The sequence below is a fragment of the Burkholderia sp. S-53 genome, from assembly GCF_025560745.1.
GTDB lineage: Bacteria > Pseudomonadota > Gammaproteobacteria > Burkholderiales > Burkholderiaceae > Burkholderia > Burkholderia pyrrocinia.
Map to the genome: position 1 here is coordinate 1,317,784 of NZ_CP090483.1, position 19,656 is coordinate 1,337,439.

A 19,656-nucleotide genomic window follows, 5' to 3' on the forward strand; every position below is an offset into this window, starting at 1 on the left:
GGCCGGGGCGCCGCACGCTCGACGGGCATCGCAGGCGAACGCATGCCGCCAGCGCCGGCGGGCTAGCGCATCACGGTCCCCGCGCTGTCGAGCACGAAGTCGACGCAGAACACGACGAGCCGGCTCTGCGCGCGGATCGCGACGGCGGCCGTATAGCAGTCGCGGCCTTCGGTCAGCGAGAAGTGCGGGCCCATCAGCGCGACGCGCCCGGGCGCGGCGATCGCGCGCTGGAAGTACGGACGCCGCGACCAGTTGCTGTGGGTTTCCGGGAACAGCGGCGAGAGGCGGGTGGCGATTGCCTGGCCGTCGTCGGGGGGCGCGCCGATCGACGGCAGGAACTGCTCGCCGATCTCGTCGGTGACGAATACGCGGCGCGCGGCCGGCACCGCGAACACGCGTTGCGCGGCATCCTGCAGGTTGCCGCTGGCGGAAAACGCGGCCGCGCCGGTGAGCACGAGCCGCTCGATCGCGTCGAATCCCGGCTGCTCGGCGACGACCGGCGTGTGCCGGCGGGCGATGAAGCGCTTCCACGCGGCGTCGAGCATCGCGGGCGCGGCCGCGCTCGCGTGCGCGATCGATGTGTCGGGCTGGCCGAACTGGAAACCCTGCACGAAATCGATGTCGGCCTCCATCAGCGCCTGCAGTGCGTCGTCGCTTTCGACGCCCTCGGCAAGCACCATCGCGCCGGCCTGGTGCAGCATCGACACGAGGTGATGCATGATGCGGCGGTCGTCGGCCGACCCGGTCGTGCGCTCGACGAGCGAGCGATCGAGCTTGACGATGTCGGGCCGCGCGCGCCACACGCGGTCGAAGTTCGAGAATCCCGTGCCGAAATCGTCGATCGCGATCAGGAAGTCGCGATGCTGGATCATGTCGATCGTGCGGGCGAGCGCGGCTTCGTCGCGTGCCGGCTGTTCGATGACTTCAAGCACGATGCGGTTCGGCGGCAACACGAAATGCCGGCAAAGCGCCTCGACGAACTCGCGCTGCACGAGGCCCGAATCGAGCACGCGCGGTGTCACGTTCAGGAACAGCCAGCCGTCGCCGATGCCCTGCGCGACGAAATTGGCCGTGTGCAGGCAGCGCGCGAGCCGGTCGAGCAGCAGCGCGTCGGCGTCGGCGCGCGTCTTGTCGAAGAGGGCAGTGGGCGAGATCAGCGCGCCGTTCGCGTCGACGACGCGCAGCAGCGCCTCGTACCCGACGACGCGCTTGTGCGTGATCGACAGCACGGGCTGGAATACGCTGCGCAGCGTCGTGGTGCGATAGGTGGCGTGCCAGCCGCCGGGCGTCAGCGTGAGGCGTTCGAGCAGGGAGTCGAGCGACAGGTCGCGGGCGGGCTTCATGTCAGCGGTGCCCAGGGGCGAGCGGCGGGCCGGCAGCGCGCCGCCACGCCAAAGCAGTCGCACGCGCAGGCGGACGCGAAAGAACGTGAGGCATCGTGACCGCCTTCGGCGAAAGAATGTTACGAGTGTAACGGGAATGCGACGGCGCGCGTATCAGGGAAACTCCAGACGCACACGGGACACGGCGCGGCCCTGGCCAGCGCGCAGCGATGACCGGCGTCGCTGGAGTGCGCGCAGTGCATGACCGCTACGCAGTGAAAGGTGCCGCGGAAGCACATGACAATCCGGCGGCATGAACTGCGTCATGGCCGCATGGCGCGCGTGGCGGTGCGGGAAAGTCCGCCGCGGGCGCGTCCGAACGTCGCCGTCAGACGGATGCCGTCGCGCTGCAGCGCCATCCTCAGCGCAACGGGGAGCAGGCGGCGATCAAGTCACGACGAACGACGAACGGCGGCGTGTGCCCGGATCCTCAGGTCGCTTCGCCGCTACGCGGCCCCAGGCCGGGAATCCGCTTGATCACGCCGGTCGCGAGTGCGGTGCCGACGAGTACGATCGCGCAGCCTTCGATCATGACGACGGACACATGCTCGCCGAGGAACAGCGCGCCCCACAGCAGGCCGAACACCGGGATCACGAACGTCACGGTAATTGCGCGAGCGGGGCCGACATGCGCGATCAGGTAGAAGAAGATGAAATACGCGATGCCCGTGCAAGCGATGCCGAGGCCGAGCACGGAGCCCCATGCGTGCGCACTGACCGGTGCGGCCGGCCACGTGGCGATCGCGAACGGCAGCAGCAGCACGGTCGAGCCGATCATGCTGCCGGCCGCGTTGACGAGCGGATCGACACCGCTGAGCTTGCGCTTCGTGTAATTGGCCGCGATGCCGTACAGCAGCGTCGCGCCGAGCGCCGCGGCGGCGGCGAGCGCGGTCGCGCTGGCGCCCGTGTCGCCGTGCGCATTCGCGATCTGGTTCCACACGAGCGTGATCACGCCGGCAAAACCGATCACGAGGCCGAGCGCGCGCGGCAGCGACAGCTTGTCCTTCAGCCACAGGTAGGCCACGAGCGCGCCCCACAGCGGCGTCGTCGCGTTGATCACCGACGTCAGGCCGGCCGACAGCGTCAGTTCGGCGAACGCGAACAGGCAGAACGGTATGCCCGAGTTCAGTGCGCCGACGACGAACAACGGCCATGCATGACGGCGCAGCCGCGCGCCGAGATCGGCGGGTTTGAAGCGCGTCAGCGCAAAGCCCGTGAGAAACAGCGCGCCGATGCCGACGCGCAGCGCCATCAGCGGCGCGACGCCGAAATCGACCACGCCGATCCGGATGAACAGGAACGACGCGCCCCACAGGGCAGCGAGCACGGTCAGCAGGATGGCGTTCTTGGGTGACATCGATCGTGAGGGCGAGGGACAGGATGCGATGGATCTTACACCGCGCTGCCACGCCGTCGCTTCACGATTGGATGAAACGACAAGAAACGGGAGATGCGCCGGTTACAGCCGCAGGCTGCCCGGCTGCCCGGTCAGTGATGGTGCCAGCCGCCGTGTCCGCCGCGTCCGCCGAAGCCGAAATTGAGCGACAGCGCCGGTCCCCAATAGCCGCCCCACGCCGGTGCGTACGCAGGCGCCGGATAGTAGTAGGCGGGGCCCGGATCGACGTACACGGGGGCCGGCTGCACCGGTGCGGCCGCGTAATAACCGCCGGGATAATAGGCGCCAGGATAGTAGCCGTACGGGTAGTAGCAGCCGGCGAGCGTCGTGCAGGCGAGCGCCGCGGCGACGAGGATCCTGTTCATGATGTCTCTCCGGCGGAGCCGGCTATCGGCAGATGCTTAAGCTTAGGCCGCGCGCCGATGACAGGGTGTGCAAAACGGTAACGGACCATTTCCGGGCCGCTGCGGCGTGCTGCGGCGCCGCATACGAAAAACGGCGCTTCCGCAGTGCGAAAACGCCGTCAGGCCGGAACTCGCCGCGCTTCGCGCGGCGGCCGGGGAGCCGGTCGGCTTATTTACCGACCTGGTTGCCGATGATGCCGCCGGCCGCCGCGCCGCCCAGCGTCGACAGCGCGTTGCCGCCGATCGCCGCGCCGGCGACGCCGCCGATACCCGCGCCGATTGCCGTGTTGCGCTGGCGCGTCGTCATCGAGTCGCAGGCCGACAGGCTTGCCACCGTCGCGACGAGCAGCGCGCATACCCCAATACGTCGAATCGAATAGGTCATGATCGTTGTCCTTGTGGTCGTGAACGGAAGGACGCGCGACCGGCTGGCGGCCACGCATGATCCCAATCTACGCGCCGTCTGGCGACGCTGCTGTAAGGACTTGTTAAGCCTCGCGCGGATTCGTAATCAATTGTTTCCCGTGCATCGGCTGGCACGCGCGACGCAAAAAAGCCCGCTCGAAAGCGGGCTTCGTGCATCGCGATGCGTGTCCGGTGCGGACCGCCGCGTGCGCTTATTGACGGTGGTAGATCTCGGCGCCGGTCTTCACGAATTCGACCGCCTTCACTTCCATCCCTTTCTTCAGCGCTTCGGTCTCCGACACACCCTGCTGCGCCGCGAACTCGCGCACGTCCTGCGTGATCTTCATCGAGCAGAAGTGCGGGCCGCACATCGAGCAGAAGTGCGCGACCTTCGCCGAATCCTTCGGCAGCGTCTCGTCGTGGAATTCGCGCGCCTTGTCCGGATCGAGACCGATGTTGAACTGGTCTTCCCAGCGGAACTCGAAGCGCGCCTTCGACAGCGCGTTGTCGCGCACCTGCGCGCCCGGGTGACCCTTCGCGAGATCGGCGGCGTGCGCGGCGAGCTTGTACGTGATGATGCCTTCCTTCACGTCGTCCTTGTTCGGCAGGCCCAGGTGTTCCTTCGGCGTCACGTAGCACAGCATCGCGGTGCCGAACCAGCCGATCATCGCGGCGCCGATGCCCGACGTGATGTGGTCGTAGCCCGGTGCGATGTCGGTGGTGAGCGGCCCGAGCGTGTAGAACGGCGCTTCCTTGCACCAGTCGAGCTGGAGATCCATGTTCTCCTTGATCAACTGCATCGGCACGTGGCCGGGGCCTTCGATCATCACCTGCACGTCGTGCTTCCACGCGATCTGCGTGAGTTCGCCGAGCGTCTTCAGCTCGCCGAGCTGCGCTTCGTCGTTCGCGTCGTAGATCGAGCCGGGACGCAGGCCGTCGCCGAGCGAGAAGCTCACGTCGTACGCCTTCATGATCTCGCAGATCTCTTCGAAGTGTTCGTACAGGAAGCTTTCCTTGTGATGCGCGAGGCACCACTTCGCCATGATCGAGCCGCCGCGCGACACGATGCCCGTCATCCGGTTCGCGGTGAGCGGCACGTACTGCAGGCGCACGCCCGCGTGGATCGTGAAGTAGTCGACGCCTTGCTCGGCCTGCTCGATCAGCGTGTCGCGGAAGATCTCCCAGGTCAGGTCCTCGGCCTTGCCGTTGACCTTTTCGAGCGCCTGGTAGATCGGCACCGTGCCGATCGGCACCGGGCTGTTGCGGATGATCCACTCGCGCGTTTCATGGATGTGCTTGCCGGTCGACAGATCCATCACCGTGTCGCCGCCCCAACGGATCGCCCACGTCATCTTGTCGACTTCCTCGCCGATCGACGACGTGACGGCCGAGTTGCCGATGTTCGCGTTGATCTTCACGAGGAAGTTGCGGCCGATGATCATCGGCTCGGATTCCGGGTGGTTGATGTTCGCGGGAATGATCGCGCGGCCGCGCGCGATTTCGTCGCGCACGAACTCGGGCGTGATCTCGGCGAGCGCATTCGCTCCGAACGCGGCAGCGCCGAATGCCTGGCCCGGATGCTGGCGGCCCATCATCGCGGCGAGCTTCGCGCCGTTCGGGCCGTTCGTCTTCAGGCTCTCGATGTATTCGGCGCGGCGCTGGTTCTCGCGGATCGCGATGTATTCCATTTCCGGCGTGATGATGCCCTGACGCGCGTAGTGCATCTGCGTGACGTTCTTGCCGGCCTGCGCGCGGCGCGGGTTGCGGTGCAGGCCCGGGAAACGCAGGTCGGCGGTGGCCGGATCGGCCGCGCGCTCGAGACCGTAGCGGCTCGACAGGCCGGAGAGCACTTCGGTGTCGCCGCGCGCTTCGATCCAGCGCTGGCGCAGTGCAGGCAGGCCCGCGCGGATGTCGATCGTGGCTTCCGGATCGGTGTAGGGGCCCGACGTGTCGTACACGTAGATCGGCGGATTCTTTTCGCCGCCGAAGCCGGTCGGCGTGTCGGCCTGCGTGATTTCGCGCATCGGTACGCGGATGTCGGGCTGCGAGCCGGTCACATAGACTTTCCGCGAATTCGGCAGCGGCGCGACGGCAGCGGCATCGACGTGGGCGTCGGCGGACAGAAACTTCGGATTGGCGTTCATGCAATCTCCTGTGTGAGCGCCGGACAGGCGCTGCGGCGCTTGCCCGGAGCCCTTGACGAATGTGGGGCTCGAGCTAAGCAGGAGACGAGGCTTGGTGAGGCGGCGGATTTCGTCAGAAGGATGGCGGCGGAATCCGTACGCTTCCCTGCGCTGGCATTATCCAGATCAGGTTCAAAGGGTATTTCTCACCCGCAATGCCGGTTTGTTGACCGGGCGCATTGCAGGACCCCCGCGTTAGCAGCGCACACGATACACTGGCTTTGCGGCGGTTTCAACCGGCGGCACATCGGTTGCCGCGGTGCAGTTGCAGCATTGCGGGCGGCGCGCCTGCCGCGCATGCCGCGATGCATGACGCCGCCGCACGGCCCTGCAGCCCGGCTGACAATGACGGCGCGGCGCAGCATTGCGGCACTTTTGGCAGCCCAAAAAAATATTTTCGAAACGCCTGTCATTTCCCGCGACGTCTTCCGTCTATTCGGCTCCTCAAACCCATGTTTCGGAGAGATGTCATGAAAAAAGTACTGATCGCAGCCTGTGTCGCCGGTTTCGCCATGGTCGCAACCGGCGCGTATGCGCAGAACGACGCGATGTCGAAGGAAGGTTCGTCGATGTCGAAGGACGCGATGGGCCACGACGCGATGGCGAAGGACGACGCGATGGCCAAGGACGGCGCGATGAAGAAGGGCGGCATGAAGAAGCACGCGATGAAGAAGGACGCGATGTCGCACGACTCGATGGGCAAGCCGAAATCGGACGACAAGATGGCCCCGTCGAACTGACGGAAACGGACGGAGCGCGGCCGACGCGCGTGTCGCCGCTGCGTGCCGGGACGGCACGCGGTGCCGGCTGACGCGCGGGGCACGCGCCACGTCGCGCATCAGCGCATGCGCTGCGTGGCCGGTCTCCGGCCCCTTCTCGCGCTCCGTCGCCTCATTCCGGGAGTTTTCATCATGCAAACCGTTCCCGCCACCGGGCGCGCGGCCGCCACGCCGCCCGCGCGCCCGATCCATCCGCTTTGGGTGCGTGCGAGCCACTGGCTCAACGCGCTCGCGGCCGTGCTGATGGCGCTGTCCGGCTGGCGCATCTACGACGCGTCGCCGATCTATCCGCCGTTCACGTTTCCTCACGGCATCACGATCGGCGGCTGGCTCGGCGGCGCGCTGCAATGGCATTTCGCGGCGATGTGGCTGCTCGTCGGCAACGGGCTGTTCTACCTGACGATGTCGCTTGCGACCGGGCGCCTGGTACGCAAGATGCTGCCGGTCACGCCGGCATCCGTGTGGCGCGACGTGCGCGCGGCGCTCGGCGGGCGGCTGTCGCATGCCGACCTGAGCGTCTATAACGCGGTGCAGCGCGCGGCGTACCTGACCGCGATCGCCGATCTCGTCGTGCTGGTGCTGTCGGGGCTCGCGATCTGGAAATCCGTGCAGTTCCCGCTGCTGCGCGAACTGTTCGGCGGTTACGACAACGCGCGCGTCGTGCATTTCTGGGCGATGTCGCTGCTCGTCGCGTTCTTCGTCGTGCACGTCGGGATGGCGTTGCTGGTGCCGCGCTCGCTGCTCGCGATGCTGCGCGGCCGTTGAACGGCACGAAGGTGCCGAAGGAAATCATCATGTCCGAATCCGAACACAAGCGCGACCGCCCGCGCTGGACACTCGACCGGAAGTCGCTCGAACTCGACGTGCGGCGCGAGCTCGAGATGCCGTCGCGGCGGCTCTTCAACCGGCGCGTGCTGACGCTCGGCGGCCTGACGATGCTGACCGGCTGCACGCTGCAGGACGACGCGTCGGTCAACGCGTTCCTCGAGAAAGTGTCGCGCATGAACGATCGCGTGCAGGCGTGGCTGTTCAGCCCCGACCGGCTCGCGCCGACCTACACCGAAGCCGACATCACGCGGCCGTTCCCGTTCAACGCGTACTACGGGATCGACGACGTGCCGCACGTCGATGAATCGACCTATCGGCTCGTGCTGTCCGGCCGCGTGACGGGCAAGCGCGTGTGGACGCTCGACGAGCTTCGCGCGCTGCCGCATGCGGAGCAGATCACGCGGCACATCTGCGTGGAAGGGTGGAGCGCGATCGGCCGCTGGGGCGGCACGCCGTTCGGCGCATTCCTCGCGCGCGCGGGCGCCGATACGCATGCGAAATATGTCGGCTTCAAGTGCGCGGACGACTACTACGAGAGCATCGACATGCCGACCGCGCTGCATCCGCAGACGCTGCTCGCGTTCGAGTACGACGGCCGCCGCCTGCCACCTGAATTCGGCTTCCCGATGAAACTGCGGATGCCGACCAAGCTCGGCTACAAGAACCCGAAACACATCATGGAAATCTTCGTGACCGACACGTTTCCGGGTGGCTACTGGGTCGATCAGGGATACAACTGGTTCGGCGGATCGTGAGCGGCGCATGGCTCGGCAGCGCAGCGCATGCGCGTGCCGCGCTGCATCGCGCGTCACGCGTTACGCGTTACGCGTTACGCGTCATGCGTCATGCGTCATGCGGATTCACGCACCTGGAGATCGACGCGCAGGCCGACTGCCGCGGCCATGTTCACGAGCGCGTCGAGCCCGAACAGGTTGATCTTGCCGCGCAGCAGGTCGGAGACGCGCGGCTGCGTGACGCCCAGCCGTTGCGCAGCCTGGGCCTGACTGAGCTCGAGCTGCGCGATGCGCTGCTTGAGCGCGATCATCAGTTCGGAGCGCAGCTTCATGTTCTCGGCCTCGGCCGGCTGACCCTCGATTGCGTCCCAGACGTTCGTGTAACGTTCATTGGTCATCGTTTCAACTCCATCATCAGCGAGCGATAACGCCGGGCGGCCAGGTCGATATCGGTCTTGTTCGTGCGCGCCGTTTGCTTCCGGAAGCAGTGAAGCACGTAGACGGCGTCGGCGAAGGTCGCGACGTAAATGATCCGGAACGCGCCGCTCGCATCGCGCAGGCGAATTTCCCGCACGCCGACGCCGACGGTGCGCATCGGCTTCCAGTCGTCGGGCGCGAGGCCGCGCTGCACCTGGTCGATCTGGTGGCCGGCGTCACGTCGCGCAGGCAGCGGAAAGTCGCGAAGATCGTCGAGCGCGCTGCCGACGAACACGACCGGCTTCGGCGGAAGAATGGTCGAATTATACAAAATTTTATATGCCTGGTGCGGGTTTCGAATGGAGGCTGCGGACGGCACGGGGAGGGTGTGCCGTCCGTCACGATAAGCGTGAAGCGAGGGCCGGCGCGCATGACTGGCCGTTCGGCCGAGGTCTGGTTCGACCGTTACGGATTGCGATGGATCGAGTGCGGAATTGCGTGCGGCACGACCGCCGGCAACGTGTGCGCATTGCGCATCCGGCCCCGGATTTCACCCGCCCGTCGGCCGAAAAATGTCGCGCCGAAACGTCAGTCCCTATCCTTTCAGACAGGTCTGGCGATGCTTTCGAATCCTTGATGCCATAATGCCGAGCGTGCGCAGCCGAAGCGGTTGCGCGCGTTTTTTTGTCCCTCTGCCGCCGCTTGCCGGTTCTCTTTCGTCGCCGTTCGCACTGCCATGTCGTTCCGCACGTTCGCTCTGCCTTCCCGGTCCCGCCAGGACCGTTTGCCGGCATTGCCGGCGTCTTTCAGCGGAGCACGCGGCGCGACGTGCGGGCGGGTTGCCCGATGACCCCGCTCGATCGTCTCCTCGATTTCCTTTCCCGCCTTTCGTTCCGGATCCGCCTGCCGCAAAGCCGCGGCGGCCGCGTCGCGCTGGCGCTCGTGTTCATCTATTTCGTCTGGGGTTCGACCTACAGCGGCCTGCATTTCGCGCTGCAGTCGTTCCCGCCGCTGCTGCTGTCGGGGCTGCGCAACCTGCTCGGCGGGATCGGCCTGTTCATCTTCGCGCTGCGGCGCAAGCCCGAATGGCCGACGCTGCTGGAGATCCGCAATGCGGGGATCGTCGGCACGATGCTGGTCGCGCTGTCGTCGGGCACGATCGCGCTCGGGATCAGCTCGGTCAGCAGCGGCTCGGCCGCGGTGATGGTGGCCACGGTGCCGCTGTTCGCGACCGTGATCGCGGCGGTGGCCGGCCGGCCGGTGACGAAGGGCGAGTGGGCGGCGGTCGCGCTCGGGATGGTCGGCATCGTCGTGCTGAATTCGGGCGGCGCAGCGGCGCAGAATTCGGCGCTCGGCACGATCTGCGTGCTGGCCGGCGCGCTGTTCTGGGCGGGCGGCGCGCACCTCGCGACGCGGCTCAAGCTGCCGTCCGACCTGTTTCTGTCGACGTCGCTGCAGATCGGCCTCGGCGGCCTGATCTCGACGCTCGTCGCGTGGCTGATCGGCGAACGCATCGAACACGTGATGGTGGGGCCGGTGTTCGCGTTTCTGTACCTGATGGTGTTCTGCACGATGGCCGCGTATGTCGCGTACGGCTATCTGATCCGCCACACGAGCCCGATCATCGCGAGCAGCTGCATGTACGTGAACCCGATCGTCGCGGTCGCGCTCGGTGCGCTGCTGCTCGGCGAACCCGTGACGATGGCGACCGTGGTCGCGACCGTCGCGATCCTCGGCAGCGTCGGGCTGTCGTTCGTATTCGATCCGGCGCGCCGGCCCGCGGCACGCGCGGCGGCTGTCGGTTCGCCGGCCGTGGCGGCCGCGTCGGCGGCAGACGTTGCGTCCGCACCCGATCAGATCGCGCTGCCGGATGCGGCGCCCATCCTGGTGCCTTCCGCCGTCCCGCTTGCGGTACCGACACCGGCTGCCGTGATGGATCCGGCAGTCGCCATGGAGCCGGCGCAGGCGTTCGCGCCGCCGCCCGCCGACGATCCGGCCACGCCGCGCGCCGACGCGTGACGCCGGCGCTGCCGGGCGCGCTCAGCCGCGCCGGCCGCCGCGATGGTGGGACCAGCCCGCGAGCGCGGTGAACAGCAGCCCGGCCATGCACATGCCGGTCCAGCCGAACGCGTGCCATGCGGCGACGCCGGCCGACGAGCCGAGCGCGCCGCCGATGAAATAGCACACCATGTACACCGTGTTGACGCGGCTGCGCGCCTCGGGCTTCAACGCATAGATGCGCGACTGGTTCGAGATCTGCGCGGCTTGCACGCCGACATCCAGCACGATCACGCCGATCACGAGCCCGACGAGGCTCGAGCCCGACAGCGCGAAGATCACGAACGACAGCGCGAGCAGCGCGATCGCGAGCGAAATGATCGCGCGCGGGCCGCGCGTGTCCGCGAAACGGCCCGCGTAGGGTGCCGCCAGTGCACCCGCTGCGCCGACGATCCCGAACAGGCCGGCCACCTGCGGGCCAAGATGGAACGGCGCGCCGGCGAGCAATAGCGTGAGCACGGGCCAGAACGCGCTGAACGCGGCGAACAGCGCGGCGCCCGTCAGCGATGCTTCGCGCAGCCCGCGCAGTTCGACCGCCAGATGCCACATCGAGCCGAGCAGCTTGCCGTACGACAGCGTCGACGTCGGCGAGCTGCGCGGCAGCCGCAGCACGATCACCGCGGCCAGCGCAATGAGCGCCGCGACCGACGCGGCGAACACCGCGCGCCAGCCGAAATACTCGGCGACGAAACCGGCGGCCGTGCGCGCAAGCAGGATGCCGAGCAGCAGGCCGCTCATCACGGTGCCGACCGCGTGCCCGCGTTCGGCGGGCGGCGCGATCTCGGCCGCGAACGGCACGGCCTGTTGCGCGATGGTCGCGAGCACGCCGATCGCGAGGCTCGCGACGGCGAGCACGGCCAGCGATGGCGCAGCGGCTGCCACGATCAGCGCGACCGACAGGCCGGCGATCTGCATCAGGATCAGCCCGCGACGATCGAAGCGGTCGCCGAGCGGCGCGAGCAGGAACATGCCGGCCGCATAGCCGAGCTGCGTCGCGGTCGGTACCGCGCCGATCCACGACGCGCCGTCGGGAAAGGCCGAACGGAAGCTGTCGAGCAGCGGCTGGTTGTAGTAGATGTTCGCGACGGACACGCCCGCGATCGTCGCGAGCAGCAACAGCAGGCTGCGCGAGTAGTGGGGCGAGGCGGCGTCGGTCGGACGGTCGGTGGAGGCGGTGGACATGGCGGCGCGGGCGAAGTTGGGCGGCGCGGCGCGCGGCGCACGCGCCGGGTGCGCAGGCGGGCCGGGCGCCGGCCGAGGCTGCCGATCATACCGGAGCGTCGTGAATCCTGCCGGGTGGGCGGCGAACCGGCCGACCGGCGCAACCGGCCGCCCGTCACTGCATGCACTTCACGCGGTCAGTCGACCAGCTCCCCGGTCGGCTCGTAGAACGGATACGGCCCGGCGCCTTCGTCCACATACACGTGGTGCGACGTCATCCCCGTATCCGGCGCATAACGATGCACCGCAAACGCCGGCGGTTCGAGCCGGAACGCGGACGGCGCATCGGCCCGCAGGTCGAACGCGACCTGGTGCGCGGGCGCCGGCACGGCCGATGCGAGCGTGCCGCCGAAACGCGTAAACATCATGCGGTGCACGTGGCCGCACAGCACGCGCTCGACGTTCGGATAACCGCGCAGCAGCGCGTCGAGTTTCGCGGCGGCGGCGGGCGCGAGGCGCAGCGCGTCCATGTGGCCGATCCCCGATGCGAACGGCGGGTGATGCAGCGCGACGATCACCGGGCGATCGCGCGCGGCGTCGAGCTGCGCGGCGAGCCATGCGAGCCGCGTGTCGCACAGGTCGCCGTGGCTCGCGCCGGGCACCTGCGAATCGAGCGCGAGCACGCGCACCGCGCCGACGTCGATCGCGTACTGCACGAATTCGCCTTCGTGCAGCTCCGGGCGATCGGCGAATGCGCGGCGCAGCCCGGCGCGGTCGTCGTGATTGCCGATCATCAGGTAGTACGGAATCTCGAGCGGCGCGAGCAGGTCGCGCAGGTTGCCGTATTCGTCGTCGTGGCCGAAGTCGGTCAGGTCGCCGGTGACGAGCACGGCGTCGGGGCGCGGCACGAGCGCGTTCAGCTTCGCGATGCAGCGCGCGAGCGCGGCCGCCGTGTCGACGCGCCGGTACGCGAGCTGACCCGGCCGCTTGATGTGGAGATCGCTGATTTGAGCTAGCAGCATCGTCGGTTCTCGGAATTGTCTGGTTATTGTAGGTGCGGCGTCATGCGCCGCGGTGGGGTGGTGCATGGGTGCTGCAATCGAACTGCATTACGCGCCGAGCGCAATCAGGCCTTCCGGTGCAATCGTAATGCCGACCGCCGTGCCGTGCGCAAGCGCGATGCGGCCCGGTACGTCGATCACGAGCGCGTCGGGCGCCGCGTGAGCGATCGTGAGCCGGGTGCGCTCGCCGAGGAACGCGCATGCGCTGACCGTGCCGCGCAGCGGCGCATGCGCGGGATCGGCGAGTTGCGCATCCTCGGGGCGGAAGAACCACTCGTCGCCGGCATGCGGCGTGACGAGCGCGCCGCCCGTCGTCACGAGCGCGCCATCGCGCCATTGTCCGTCAAGTCGGTTCAGCGTGCCGATGAACTGTGCAACCGTACGGTTGGCCGGCCGGTAGTAGATGTCGCGCGGCGTGCCGATCTGTTCGATCCGGCCCGCGCCCATCACGACGATCCGGTCGCCGAGCTCCATCGCTTCGGCCTGGTCGTGCGTCACGTAGACCGTCGTCACACCGAGCTCGCGCAGCAGCGCGTTCATCTCGCGACGCAGCACGTCGCGCAGTTTCGCGTCGAGTGCCGTCAGCGGTTCGTCGAGCAGCAGCACGCGCGGCCGCACCGCGAGCGCGCGCGCCAGCGCGACGCGCTGACGCTGGCCGCCCGAGAGCTGATCGATCGGCTTGTCCGCGTGCGCGTCGAGCCGCATCATCGCGAGCAGCTCGTCGACACGTTCGCGCAGCGCACGCGGCTCGGTCTTGCGGATCTTCAGCCCGTAGCCGACGTTGCCGCGCACCGTCAGGTTCGGAAACAGCGCGTAGTTCTGGAACACCATGCCGACCTGCCGGCGCTCGATCGGCAACGCGGTCACGTCGTCGTTGCCGAACGCGATCGTGCCGCCGGCGTCCGGCGTGTCGAGGCCCGCGATCAGGCGCAGCGTCGTCGTCTTGCCGCAGCCCGACGGCCCGAGCAGCACGAGCGTTTCGCCCGCGCCGATCGACAGGTCGAGCGGTTCGAGCACGCGCGTGCCGCGGAACGTCTTCGCGCAGCCGGTCAGGGTGATGGGAGTGGAATCGAGTTTCATCGGAGCGGAAGATTTAGCGCGCGCGCCGCTTGAGCGCACGCGTGCCGGACGGGTCGACGCCGAGCCATTGCATCGCGACGAGGAGCGGCAACGTCATCAGCAGGAACAGGATCGTGTATGCGCTGCCGACTTCGAGGCGCAGCGACGCATAGGTATCGGCGAGCCCGACGGGCAGCGTCTTCGTGTCGGGCGTGTGCAGCATCCACGTGAGGTTGAATTCGCCGATCGACAGCGTGAGCACCGCGAGTGCGCCCGCGACGATGCCGGGGCGCAGGTTCGGCAGCACGATCGTGACGAAGCGCGTGACGAACGACGCACCGAGGCTGGCCGCGCCTTCCTCGAGCGTGCGCAGGTCGGCGCCGGCCGCGACGGCCGCGACCGCGCGCACCATGAACGGCAGCGTGAACACGACATGGCCGACGACGATGAACCACAGGCTCATCCGGAACGCGGTGAAGCCGCCATACACGACCAGCAGCGCGAGCGCCGACGCGAGACCCGGCAGCGCGACCGGCAGCACGAGTGCTTCCTCGATCGCGCGCGCGACGCGGCTCTTGCTGCGCGCGAGCGCATAGCCGGCCGGCACGCCGACCGCGAGCACGATCGCGAGCGTCGCGAACGCAACGTAGAGCGACAGCGCGACCGAGCCGTGATACTGCTGCCACACCTGTTCGAGCCAGCGCAGCGTGAGGCCGCTCGACAGTCCGCGGAAATAGTTGACGGTCAGGCCCGCGAGCACCGACATCACGACAGGCACGATCAGGAATGCGCACAGCAGCAGCGTGACGCCCCATTGCAGCGCGGCGATCGCGCGTGCGCCCGTGACGCGCGGCGCGCGCCGCGCGACGCCGCTCGCCTGCGCGGGAGCGGGCGCCGGCGACGGCGCGGAAGAGTCGGAAAGCGATTGCATGCAGGAATCCTCAGGCCGCGGCGGCGGCGGTTTGGCCGGTGAAGCGGCGCGCGAGCGCGAGCACGGCCCAGGTGACGATGCCGAGCACGATCGACAGGCCGGCCGCCGTCGCGATGTTTGCGTTCAGCGTGAACTCGGTATAGATCGTCATCGGCAGCACGTTCAGGTCGGTGGCCAGCGTGAACGCGGTACCGAATGCGCCCATCGCGGTCGCGAAGCAGATCGCGCCGGCCGCGATCAGGCCCGGCGCGAGCGCGGGCAGCACGATGTCGACGAAGATGCGCCACGGCGATGCGCCGAGCGAGCGCGCGGCTTCCTCGAGCGACGCGTCGAGCTTCGACGCGGCCGCGATCACGGTGACGATCACGCGCGGAATCGAGAAGTACAGGTAGCCGACGAACAGGCCCGCGACCGAATACGCGAATACCCACTTGTCGCCCGTGAGCTTCGCGGACAGCATGCCGATCAGCCCCTGGCGCCCGGCGAGCATGATCACCATGAAGCCGACGACGACGCCCGGGAACGCGAGCGGGAACGTGAGCAGCGCGAGCAGCACGCGCTTGCCCGCGAATTCGCGGCGCGCGAGCAGCAGGCCGGAGATCGTCGACAGCGCGAGCGTCGCGAGCGTGACGCCGGCGGACAGCGCGATGGTCTCGCCGAGGCTCTTCATGTAGCGCGCGTTGCCGAGCAGCGCTGCGTACTGCGAAAAGAACGCGCCGTCGGCGGACACCCGCACGAGCGCCGCCATCGGCAACAGCCAGAACGCGGCGAACACCGCGAGCGCCGGCGCGACGAGCGCGACGCGCCAGCGCAGCGGGAAAGTCAGGTCGAGCATCCGTGGCGTCCCGTCGCTTACTGCATCACTTGCAGGTACTGCTGGCCGAACGCTTGCTGGCCGGTCGCCATCTTGCCGAAGTCGACCGACTTCGCACGCGCGTACTCGCTCGCCGGCAGGAACTTCGCGGCGATGTCGGCGCCGAGCGTCTGCGCGCGCACCGGGCGCAGGTACGCATTGGCCCACAGCTTCTGGCCTTCGTCCGACAGCACGAAGTCGAGCACCTTCTTGCCGTTCGCGTCGTGCGGCGCGCCCTTCACGAGGCTCATCACGTACGGCACCGCGATCGTGCCTTCCTTCGGAATCACGAACTCGACGTTCGCGTTGTCCTTGTACTTTGCGCGATATGCGTCGAAGTCGTAGTCGAGCAGGATCGGAATCTCGCCGGACAGCACGCGCGCATACGCGGTCTGCTTCGGCACGATCGGCGCGTTCGCCTTCAGCTTGCGGAACCAGTCGAGCGCCGGCTTGAAGTTGTCGAGGCTGCCGCCGAGCGCCTGGTTGACGGCCACCGCGCCCGCGTAGCCGACGAATGCGCTGGACGGATCCAGATAGCCGACCATGCCCTTGTATTCGGGCTTCAGCAGATCGGCCCACGAGCGCGGCACCGGCTTGCCGTCGAGCGCGTCCTTGTTCACGAAGAAACCGAGCGTGCCCGAATGGATCGCGAACCAGTAGCCTTGCGGGTCCTTCAGGTTCGCGGGAATGTCGTTCCAGTGCGCGGGCTTGTACGGCGCGATCACGCCCTTGTCCTTCGCCTGGAATGCCGACGACACGCCGAGGTAGACGACGTCGGCGACCGGGCTCTTCTGCTCGGCGATCAGTTGCGCAATCGACTGGCCCGAGTTCTTGTTGTCGAACGGCACGCGGATGCCGGTCTTCTGCTTGATCGCCGCGATCTGCGCGGCCCAGTCGGCCCATTCGGGCGGGCAGTTGTAGCAGATCGCCGTTTCGTCGGCGTGGGCGGCGGGTGCGCCGGCGACGAGCGCGGCGCAGGCGAGCGGCGCGGCAAGCGCGCGCAGCAGCGAGGTCAGGCGAAAGGACACGGTGGGTCTCCGGGCGAGTGTGGCGCTGGTGTGGTGGTCGGCGTGCGTGGTGGCGCGGCCCGTACGTTCAGGCCTTGTGCAATTGCAGGTCGGTAGCCGGCGGCGCGACCGTCGCGCCGTCGCGCACCGCATGCGGCAGGATCAGCGACGTGCGTTCGATCGTCGCGCCGCCGATGCATTCGACAAGACGCCGCCATGCATGGCGGCCGATGTCGCGGTTCGGCGTCGCGACGCTCGCGAGCGCCGGTGCGAGCAATTCGCCGATCGCGATCCCGTCGAAGCCGAGCACCGACAGGTCGTCCGGGATCGAGAAGCCCGCGCGGCGCAGGCCGCGCATCACGACCATCGCGAGCAGGTCGTTGCTGCAGAAGAGGGCGGTCGGGCGCGTGGCGCGCGAGGTCAGGTGCGCGAGCACCGCGTCGGGCAGCTCGGGCGCATTGAAGTCGACTTCGACCGGCGGCAATGTGGCGACGCCGCTTTCCTCGAGTGCCTGCGCGTAACCGAGATGGCGCTGACGCGCGCGATCCGACGCGGCGAGCGAACCGGCCAGCATCAGCACGCGGCGGTGACCGCGCGCGGTCAGCAGCCGCACGCCGTCATAGGCGGCGCTGCGGTTGTCGACCGACACCGACGGGCGGCGCTGCGTGTCGTTGTGCATCAGCACGTAATGCGGGCCGTCGCGATCGAGCATGTCGAGCAGCGGGTGCGTGTCCGCGTCGGCGACGGTGAGGATCAGCCCTTCGACGCGCTGCTCGCGCAGCGTCTCGATCGCGTGACGCTCGCGCGCCGCGTCGTACTCGGTCGTCATCACGATCAGCTTGAAGCCGGCCGCCGTCGCGAGCTCGTCGATGCCTTGCAGGCAGTCGGCGAACACGGGGTTCGACAGCGTCGGCACGACGACGCCGACGAGCCGCGTGCGTTCGCCGCGCAGCTGCCGGCCGAGCGGGCTAGGGCGGAACTGCAGCGTGTCGATCGCGGTGCGGATCGTCTGCAGCGTGGCGGGGCTGACTGTATGCGGCGAGTTGATCGCGCGCGAGACGGTGGCGATCGAGAAGCCCGCGAGGGCAGCGACATCCTTGATGGTCGAGGTCATTAAGTAGCGCGATGTAAACGTTTTCGGCCGGGAAATTATCGAAAACGTTTGTGACTTCGCGATGACGCACGCGACGTTTGTTTCGTAAAAAGCACGATACAAACGTCAGACGGTTGGGACGTCGGGCAGGGCGGATTCATGTGAAGGATCGGCCGCGCGCCGCCGCTGTCGATTGTATCGGTGAAAGCGGGCGCGGTGCGCGATGCCCGTGACCGGGCGCGACGCGACCCAGCATGTACGCACATGCGACGGCGCGATGTGCGCGCCGCGTCTCGCCGCAGGTGCGGCGATCACGCGGCGGCGCCGCCGCAGGGCGGGGGGGCGTTACAGCGCGACGAACAGCATGCCGTGCGGGTCCTGAAGGGCAGACGCATTGCCGACGCTCGTCGCGACGGGCGTCAGGTGGCCGGACTTCATGTCCAGCTTCATCACCTGGCCCTGGCCGGCGCTGTAGGCGTCGCCTTGCGCGAACGGCGCGTCGACGCGGTAGGTCGTGTTGCTGGCGTCGGTGAACAGCATGAAGGTCTTGCCTTGCGGGCCCGGCGCCGGCACCCAGCGCGTGTCGTCGACCGGATAGACAGGGCCGTCCTTGTCGCTGAAGAGCGTGAGCGTCAGCACGCTGACGGTCTGGCTCGCGCCCGGATTGTGGATGAACACCAGCTTGCCGTCGGCCTGGCTGTCGAGCACGAGATCGCCGGCGGAATCGATTGCTTCGGAATCGGGGTCCGTCAGGCTCAGCGTTACCTGCTGGTTGAAGGTCGGATTCGACGATCCGCCGACGGACGGGGTCACGTCGGTGGCCTGCGCGTTACCGGCGAGCACCGGTGCGACGTCGAACGTCGTGCCGTTCGCGTTCAGCGTGAGCTGTCCGACAGTCGGTGCGGCGGTGCCGGGCGTCGTCGGGTTCGACGCGCTCACGTAGACGTTCCCGTTGAGCAGCTGCATGTCGTCGAAGCCGCCGCCGTGTACGGTCGGATTGACGGTCGCCGCGTAGGTTTTCTGCGTACCGGCCTTGAGGTCGATGATCGTCAGTTCGGGATTGCCGTCCTCGTTGGCCATCGCCCACAGCGTGTTCGTATCGGCGCGGGCCATCAGGCCGTCGACGTGGCCCGGCACCGTATACGTCTTGAGCACGTTGCCGCTCAGGTCGTATTGCACGATGTCGTTGGTCAGGCCGGGCACGGAGCCGTCCTTTACGTCGCCGGCTTTCTGGTAGCCGATGAAGACCGTGTTGTTGAACTGGACGATCGAATCGGGCTTGTCCGTGGACGTCGGCGCTTTCGCGAACACGGACAACGTATAGCCGGACGCGGTGGCGGTGTTCGGTACGGCCGCGGTATTGGTCGGCGCGATGCCGGGGGTGGAAGTTGCGTCGTCGCCGCCGCAGGCGGCAAGAAAGACCGATGCCGACATGACGGTTAACAGGGGCTTTCTTAACATTACGGTTTCCTAAGAAAATGAATCGTGCCGGATGAGCGTCACGGGTTTATTACTGTCGGTTACTGAGGCGCGGGTCAGGCTATGCCGCGCATATTTCGTTTCGGTGACAAACGTCACGCGCCTGCGCCGATCGCCCGGAGCGGGTGATGGCCGTAGCACGGCGGAGATTAAGGCGGGCTTAAGGAAGCGCGTCGAATCGATCGGCGCGGGAAAAATTCGATGAAATTCATGCGTGATCGCGAGCAGGCAGCGCGCGTCGATATCAAGCGAATTCGAATATTTGCGTTATGCTAATGAAAGGATGTGCGATTGAAAACGCGATCGATTCGCTGACGGCGGAGGGGTGCGTCACGCGTTTGCGATCCGGTCGCGGGAGCGGGGTGGCCGGAGGGGCGGGTTGACGGAGCGACGGAGCTGGAATCAGTCCCCTGCGATCGGGCGGAG

At 67.8% G+C, this 19,656-nt stretch carries 19 protein-coding genes and 1 riboswitch; of the genes, 4 read left to right on the forward strand and 15 right to left on the reverse strand.

What is annotated here, in order from left to right; all coding sequences use genetic code 11:
• Nucleotides 1–62: 62 nt before the first annotated feature.
• The 5 genes from LXM88_RS11170 to thiC form a co-directional block, all read right to left on the reverse strand.
• Nucleotides 63–1,343, reverse strand: coding sequence for a sensor domain-containing phosphodiesterase (locus tag LXM88_RS11170; RefSeq protein WP_262542217.1), 1,281 nt, complete (start codon nucleotides 1,341–1,343; stop codon nucleotides 63–65).
• 469 nt (nucleotides 1,344–1,812) lie between these two features.
• Entirely contained in the window at nucleotides 1,813–2,739 is a 927-nt protein-coding gene (locus LXM88_RS11175; protein WP_262542219.1) for a DMT family transporter, read from the reverse strand.
• 131 nt (nucleotides 2,740–2,870) lie between these two features.
• Nucleotides 2,871–3,143 carry a hypothetical protein gene (locus LXM88_RS11180; RefSeq protein ID WP_262542221.1) on the reverse strand — a complete coding sequence of 91 codons (273 nt, stop codon included), beginning with the start codon at nucleotides 3,141–3,143 and terminating at the stop codon, nucleotides 2,871–2,873.
• Between the two features lie 208 nt (nucleotides 3,144–3,351).
• A complete protein-coding gene (locus LXM88_RS11185; RefSeq protein WP_262542222.1) occupies nucleotides 3,352–3,567 on the reverse strand; it encodes a glycine zipper 2TM domain-containing protein in 216 nt (71 codons plus the stop codon).
• Between the two features lie 232 nt (nucleotides 3,568–3,799).
• On the reverse strand, nucleotides 3,800–5,731 hold the full coding sequence (gene thiC, locus LXM88_RS11190; protein WP_262542224.1) for a phosphomethylpyrimidine synthase ThiC: 1,932 nt from the start codon (nucleotides 5,729–5,731) through the stop codon (nucleotides 3,800–3,802).
• A gap of 124 nt (nucleotides 5,732–5,855) precedes the next feature.
• Nucleotides 5,856–5,972: riboswitch (TPP riboswitch) on the reverse strand.
• 268 nt (nucleotides 5,973–6,240) lie between these two features.
• Here thiC and LXM88_RS11195 point away from each other — a divergent pair.
• The 3 genes from LXM88_RS11195 (at nucleotide 6,241) to LXM88_RS11205 (ending at nucleotide 8,132) form a co-directional block, all read left to right on the forward strand.
• Nucleotides 6,241–6,510 (forward strand): pentapeptide MXKDX repeat protein, encoded by a 270-nt coding sequence (locus tag LXM88_RS11195; protein ID WP_262542226.1) that lies wholly within the window; start codon nucleotides 6,241–6,243, stop codon nucleotides 6,508–6,510.
• A 171-nt stretch (nucleotides 6,511–6,681) separates the two neighbouring features.
• On the forward strand, nucleotides 6,682–7,314 hold the full coding sequence (locus tag LXM88_RS11200) for a cytochrome b/b6 domain-containing protein (protein ID WP_262542227.1): 633 nt from the start codon (nucleotides 6,682–6,684) through the stop codon (nucleotides 7,312–7,314).
• Between the two features lie 29 nt (nucleotides 7,315–7,343).
• Nucleotides 7,344–8,132, forward strand: a complete 789-nt coding sequence (locus LXM88_RS11205; protein WP_262542229.1) for a molybdopterin-dependent oxidoreductase — start codon at nucleotides 7,344–7,346, stop codon at nucleotides 8,130–8,132.
• 95 nt (nucleotides 8,133–8,227) lie between these two features.
• On the opposite strand, the gene LXM88_RS11210 is transcribed toward LXM88_RS11205, so the two are convergent.
• Together LXM88_RS11210 and LXM88_RS11215 are read right to left on the reverse strand one after the other, a co-directional pair.
• Complete coding sequence (locus LXM88_RS11210) at nucleotides 8,228–8,509, reverse strand: helix-turn-helix domain-containing protein (protein WP_048251311.1); 282 nt, start codon at nucleotides 8,507–8,509, stop codon at nucleotides 8,228–8,230.
• A complete protein-coding gene (locus LXM88_RS11215; RefSeq protein WP_262542232.1) occupies nucleotides 8,506–8,859 on the reverse strand; it encodes a type II toxin-antitoxin system RelE/ParE family toxin in 354 nt (117 codons plus the stop codon). Before LXM88_RS11215 ends, LXM88_RS11210 begins: the two co-directional genes overlap by 4 nt.
• A gap of 515 nt (nucleotides 8,860–9,374) precedes the next feature.
• Here LXM88_RS11215 and LXM88_RS11220 point away from each other — a divergent pair.
• Nucleotides 9,375–10,547: an EamA family transporter gene (locus LXM88_RS11220; RefSeq protein ID WP_262542233.1), complete on the forward strand. Its 1,173-nt coding sequence runs from the start codon at nucleotides 9,375–9,377 to the stop codon at nucleotides 10,545–10,547.
• A 21-nt stretch (nucleotides 10,548–10,568) separates the two neighbouring features.
• Here the strand turns inward: LXM88_RS11220 and LXM88_RS11225 are convergent, their stop codons facing one another.
• The 8 genes from LXM88_RS11225 to LXM88_RS11260 form a co-directional block, all read right to left on the reverse strand.
• Nucleotides 10,569–11,768 carry an MFS transporter gene (locus tag LXM88_RS11225; protein WP_262542235.1) on the reverse strand — a complete coding sequence of 400 codons (1,200 nt, stop codon included), beginning with the start codon at nucleotides 11,766–11,768 and terminating at the stop codon, nucleotides 10,569–10,571.
• Nucleotides 11,769–11,944: 176 nt separating this feature from the next.
• On the reverse strand, nucleotides 11,945–12,769 hold the full coding sequence (locus tag LXM88_RS11230) for a phosphodiesterase (protein WP_262542237.1): 825 nt from the start codon (nucleotides 12,767–12,769) through the stop codon (nucleotides 11,945–11,947).
• Between the two features lie 87 nt (nucleotides 12,770–12,856).
• Nucleotides 12,857–13,888 (reverse strand): ABC transporter ATP-binding protein, encoded by a 1,032-nt coding sequence (locus tag LXM88_RS11235; protein ID WP_262542239.1) that lies wholly within the window; start codon nucleotides 13,886–13,888, stop codon nucleotides 12,857–12,859.
• Between the two features lie 13 nt (nucleotides 13,889–13,901).
• Nucleotides 13,902–14,798: an ABC transporter permease gene (locus tag LXM88_RS11240; protein ID WP_262542242.1), complete on the reverse strand. Its 897-nt coding sequence runs from the start codon at nucleotides 14,796–14,798 to the stop codon at nucleotides 13,902–13,904.
• 10 nt (nucleotides 14,799–14,808) lie between these two features.
• On the reverse strand, nucleotides 14,809–15,633 hold the full coding sequence (locus LXM88_RS11245) for an ABC transporter permease (RefSeq protein WP_096472909.1): 825 nt from the start codon (nucleotides 15,631–15,633) through the stop codon (nucleotides 14,809–14,811).
• Between the two features lie 17 nt (nucleotides 15,634–15,650).
• The gene (locus LXM88_RS11250) at nucleotides 15,651–16,679 is read right to left on the reverse strand and encodes an ABC transporter substrate-binding protein (RefSeq protein ID WP_262542246.1); all 1,029 of its coding nucleotides are present in this window, start codon (nucleotides 16,677–16,679) and stop codon (nucleotides 15,651–15,653) included.
• A gap of 67 nt (nucleotides 16,680–16,746) precedes the next feature.
• Nucleotides 16,747–17,772, reverse strand: coding sequence for a LacI family DNA-binding transcriptional regulator (locus LXM88_RS11255; protein WP_262542248.1), 1,026 nt, complete (start codon nucleotides 17,770–17,772; stop codon nucleotides 16,747–16,749).
• 324 nt (nucleotides 17,773–18,096) lie between these two features.
• The gene (locus LXM88_RS11260; protein WP_262542250.1) at nucleotides 18,097–19,212 is read right to left on the reverse strand and encodes a hypothetical protein; all 1,116 of its coding nucleotides are present in this window, start codon (nucleotides 19,210–19,212) and stop codon (nucleotides 18,097–18,099) included.
• Between the last annotated feature and the right edge of the window lie 444 nt (nucleotides 19,213–19,656).